This window comes from Candidatus Electronema sp. JM, assembly GCF_048287415.1.
Taxonomy (GTDB): Bacteria; Desulfobacterota; Desulfobulbia; order Desulfobulbales; family Desulfobulbaceae; genus Electronema.
The window spans coordinates 1-4,249 of the sequence record NZ_JBLWEN010000020.1; the positions used below are offsets into that span (position 1 = coordinate 1).

6 protein-coding genes are annotated in these 4,249 nt (G+C 54.7%); 1 reads left to right on the forward strand and 5 read right to left on the reverse strand.

Features of this window, described 5'->3' with window-relative positions:
• Window positions 1-478: IS1 family transposase (locus tag ACNKH6_RS04180; RefSeq protein ID WP_417914291.1), on the forward strand; the 478-nt coding region annotated here is incomplete at its 5' end.
• A 194-nt stretch (window positions 479-672) separates the two neighbouring features.
• Here the strand turns inward: ACNKH6_RS04180 and ACNKH6_RS04185 are convergent.
• From ACNKH6_RS04185 to ACNKH6_RS04205, 5 genes are all read right to left on the reverse strand, one after another.
• Window positions 673-897 carry a hypothetical protein gene (locus ACNKH6_RS04185; protein WP_417914292.1) on the reverse strand — a complete coding sequence of 75 codons (225 nt, stop codon included), beginning with the start codon at window positions 895-897 and terminating at the stop codon, window positions 673-675.
• A gap of 245 nt (window positions 898-1,142) precedes the next feature.
• Window positions 1,143-1,490 (reverse strand): DMT family protein, encoded by a 348-nt coding sequence (locus tag ACNKH6_RS04190; protein WP_417914293.1) that lies wholly within the window; start codon window positions 1,488-1,490, stop codon window positions 1,143-1,145.
• 4 nt (window positions 1,491-1,494) lie between these two features.
• A complete protein-coding gene (locus ACNKH6_RS04195) occupies window positions 1,495-2,691 on the reverse strand; it encodes a cation:proton antiporter (RefSeq protein ID WP_417914294.1) in 1,197 nt (398 codons plus the stop codon).
• 9 nt (window positions 2,692-2,700) lie between these two features.
• Window positions 2,701-3,814, reverse strand: a protein-coding gene (prfB, locus tag ACNKH6_RS04200; RefSeq protein ID WP_417914295.1) for a peptide chain release factor 2 whose coding sequence is annotated in 2 segments (ribosomal slippage) — window positions 2,701-3,729 and window positions 3,731-3,814 — 1,113 coding nt in all. Because the reading frame shifts where the segments join, the coding sequence is not laid out codon by codon here.
• Window positions 3,802-4,065, reverse strand: a complete 264-nt coding sequence (locus ACNKH6_RS04205) for a hypothetical protein (RefSeq protein ID WP_417914296.1) — start codon at window positions 4,063-4,065, stop codon at window positions 3,802-3,804. Before ACNKH6_RS04205 ends, prfB begins: the two co-directional genes overlap by 13 nt.
• Window positions 4,066-4,249 lie beyond the last annotated feature (184 nt).

A 4,249-nucleotide genomic window follows, 5' to 3' on the forward strand; every position in this document is an offset into this window, starting at 1 on the left:
AACTCCTGCCGAAGTGAATCCGTATTTCATGCCGCAAGCGGACAGCATTGAGATTGAAATAAAAACAGATGCGGAGGCTGATGAATTCTGGAGCTATGTCGGCAGGAAGAAAAATCAGAGGCGGACTTGGTATGCAGTGGAAAGAAAGGCCGGTGTAATACTTGCGTGGCACAACGGAAGACGTGCAGATGAAAGCTGTTCACGTCTCATGGCCAAGCTGGCCGCTTTTCCTGCAACCCGTTATTATACCGATGATTGGCAGAGCTGCAGGAAGCATGTTCCATCCTCGAAACATATTGTCGGAAAAGCTGATACGTGGAGAATAGAGAGAAGAAATCTCAACTTCAGAACGCATATCAAGCGTCTGAACCGAAAAACGGTTTGTTTTTCAAAAAACGAGAAAATCCACGACAATGTGATAGGAATGTATATCAACCGTTACTATTTCCAGAACGGTCGATACTCGGAAAATATTTGATCAACGGGTTTGACCCAGCACCGTATAGATATATCAACTGCATCCGTCAGGAGATTTATTTATAATCATAATAAGTATATTGGTGGTGGGCCAAACCGGTTGACAGTCCCAGTCTGTTTCTTTGATAACAGATAGTTATCGTTTGCCATCAACGGGTTTCACCCACTACCAGTATATTTTATTTCATTGATCACTCACGGTTCACTATTGCCGCCGCTGCGGCCCAGCTCCTCAAAGACGAGAAGGAACCACGGCAGCAGATCAATCGCCCGGCCAATCAGCGTCAGGCCGAACTCCAGCACATCGCCAAGCAACAGCTCCTGCGGCTCCAGGATAAAGAGATGCGGCGCGGTGGTGCAGTGCCGCAACAGTTCGGATTTCTCAGGAACCGGGGTTTCAAAACCAGCGAATAGACGCACTGCCGCCGGAGCAGGCAGTCTCCGCAGACGTTACGCTGCGGTTGAGCGCAGGTGGTTCGGCGCAAAGCCATGCCGAAGCCGCCACGCATGAATTCCGGCAGGCGCAGGGCTGCTTCCGCCTCAATGCAACAATGCAATAGTCAGGCTCTTGCGTAGCTGCTCCTACGTTGAGTGGCCGCATCCTACATCTACTTGATGTAGGGGTAAAAATTTTTCACCCCCCTGCTACTTTTTGCCATGCGCCCCTACAGCTTCGCCCGGAACATGAAATACACCGCGCCGACCAAGCAGAGGCCCGCCCAGAGATAGTCCAGCTTCAGGGACTCCTTCAGGTAGAAGACGGAGAACGGCAGGAAGACCGTCAGCGTGACCACTTCCTGAATAATTTTGAGCTGGCCGACGCTGAGGACGGTGTGGCCGATGCGGTTGGCCGGGACTTGCAGGAGGTACTCAAACAGGGCGATGCCCCAGCTAAATAGGGCCGCGATGATCCACGGCTTGCTGTGCAGCTCTTTGAGGTGGGCGTACCAGGCAAAAGTCATGAAGACATTGCTGCACGCCAGCAGGAGGATGGAAGTCAGGACTGGATTCATGGGATTATTTTTCCATCTTGGGCAGTATCCATCTGCGGAAGAGCAGCGGGGTGATCATCGTTGTCACCACGCCCATCAGGACAAGAGTGGAGAAGAGGCCCTGATTGATGAAGCCGCGCTCGTAAGCAATGCTGGCGATGACCAATTCCATCACCCCGCGCCCGTTGAGGATGATGCCGATGCCGAGTGCTTCAGCCTGCGGCAGTTGAATGATCAGGCCGCCGAGCCAGCCCGCCAGCATTTTCGAGACCACTGAGACTCCCAGCACGACCAGAACAAAGCCGAGCGGTCTAAGCGCGTCAATATCGAATTCCAAGCCGAGATAAGCGAAGAAAACTGGCCCCAGAAAGCCCTCAGTGATAGAGCGCAGAGTGAGGTCTAAGTCTTGGTAGCGCGAGGCAAGGAAGAACTTCCGGTCTATCAGCAGTGCGCCGAAAAACGAGCCGATAACGAAGTGGAAGCCGAGGGCCTCGCTGATGGAGCCGAAGACGAGGACGAAGAGGGCAAGTATGCCGAAGAGAGCTTCGCCGCCAACGATCTCAACTACTTTCTCCGAGATCTTCTCAATGTGGATGCCGCGCTTGGGCAGTTGTTCTAATTGCCAGTTGAAACCGAGGATGAGCGCGCCCAACGCGACTAACTTCCAGCCTGTGCCGAAGACGGAAACCGCAATGGCCCGGAGAGAGGGCTGCTCCGGCAGATTGAGAATCACCCCCAGCACCAAAAGCGCGGCCACGTCGTTGAAAATGGCCGTGGCCACCGAGTATCGGGCGATCTCGGAATTGAGCAGGTTGAAGTTTTGCAGGATGCGCACCGTGACCGGCAGGGCGGTGATGGAAACGCAGAGGCCGAGAAAGACTGTGCGCATCACATCAAGATGGAACGCCGCGCCCACACCAGCTCCAGCAGCGAAGGGCAGGACAAAGCCAAGAATGGCGATGACGATGCCACGGCTGAACAAGGCGTTGAAAACATCCTTGAAATTCATCTCCAGCCCAGCGGAGAGCACCACCAGAAAGACGGCGAACTCGGAGATGCTGGCCAGCGCGGCGTTGGCGTGAATCAGATTGAGCGCGCTCGGCCCCAGCAATGCTCCGGCCAGCATTTCCCCGACTATGGAAGGCTGGCCGAAACGCTGAAAGATCTGTCCCAGCAGCCTCGCCGCGACGATCAGGATGAGCAGGCTGGTCAGCAGCGGCATCGCTTACGCTTAACGCGGCTGCCAGAGCAGGAAGGCTTTGATGAACTGATCCAGCTCGCCGTCCAAAACCGCGTCCACATTGCCAACTTCCACGCTGGTGCGGTGGTCTTTGATCAGGCGGTAGGGTTGCAGCACGTAGGAACGAATTTGGCTGCCCCAGGCGATATCCTTTTTCTCTCCGTGCAGATTTTCCTGTGCTTGCAAATTCTCCTGCTGCTGCTTGTCATAGAGCTTGGCCATCAGCATCTTCATCGCCATCTCTTTATTGCGGAGCTGCGAACGCTCATTCTGGCACTGCACAACAATGTTTGTCGGCAGATGGGTGATGCGGATAGCCGAGTCGGTCTTGTTGACGTGCTGGCCGCCTGCGCCGCTGGAACGGTAGGTGTCTATACGCAGGTCTTTCTCGTTGATGTCAATCTCGATGGTGTCGTCCAGCTCCGGCAGCACCATCACTGAAGCAAAGGAAGTGTGACGGCGGCCCGACGCGTCAAAAGGCGATATGCGCACCAAGCGGTGGATGCCGACCTCAGAACGGGTGTAACCATAAGCGTTCTTGCCGCTGATCAGCACTGTGACCGACTTCACGCCCGCCTCGTCACCGGGCAGATAATCCAGGATATCAGCCTTGAAGCTGTGCAGCTCGGCCCAGCGCAGGTACATGCGCAGCAGCATGCTCACCCAGTCCTGCGACTCCGTGCCGCCCGCGCCCGCATGAACCGTGAGCAGGGCATTGCAGCTGTCGTGCTCGCCGTCGAACATGCACTCAAGCTCAGTAGCCTCGACTTCCGCAGCCAGCCTCCCCAGCGATGCTTCTACCTCGTTCAGGGCATCGGCATCGCCTTCCTCAAGTGCCATGTCTAAGAGCAGCTCGGCCTCTTCAACATGCCGATAATGCAGTTCCCAGCCGCCGACCACATCTTGCAACTGACCGAGCTGCCGTTGCACCTTCTTGGCATTGTGCTGATCATTCCAAAAATCCTGCTCCAGCGATTCCGATTCTAAGCGTTCAATGTCCAGCTTCTTGCTGTCCACGTCAAAGATGCTCCTTCAGCGCGAGCATCTTGTCTTTCAACGCCTGTATCTTCTGCCGCAGTTCCGCAGTCTCGGTCAAATCAGCCATCGTGTTCCTTCCTTGTGCTTGAAAATAAGGTGGCGCAGCCCGGCCAAGCGCGCTGCTGCCCCAACATTAACAGCCAGCTCACCGGCTGTCAATCTGTAGGGCGGGGAGAGGTGTGAGGGCGAAAGATTTTTTACGTCCCTGCCGAGCATAAAGCGCGGTCTGGAGGAAACCAAGGTGGCAAGGCCGTTCATCGCCGCCCGCCATTGAAGACTGTTCTTCTGTGGCAGTATCTGCTCGTGATAACTACGCAAAAAGATGCAAAAGCAGAGGAAGCGGCTTGTCAAGCAAATGCGCGGGAAAATCTTAAGGGAATACCCAAGTTGTGACCTATAAATCTTGAAAAATCCATGCTTCCCCGCATGTGTTATATTTCTGCTGTCCAGCACGAATATAACCGCACACAGAGGAAGACATGGAACTCGAAATTACAGCATT

What these genes read in the sequence shown, in the direction of transcription:
- ACNKH6_RS04190 (WP_417914293.1), bottom strand. Translation starts at nt 1,490, where the DNA reads ATGAATCCAGTCCTGACTTCCATCCTCCTGCTGGCGTGCAGCAATGTC.
- ACNKH6_RS04195 (WP_417914294.1), bottom strand. Translation starts at nt 2,691, where the DNA reads ATGCCGCTGCTGACCAGCCTGCTCATCCTGATCGTCGCGGCGAGGCTG.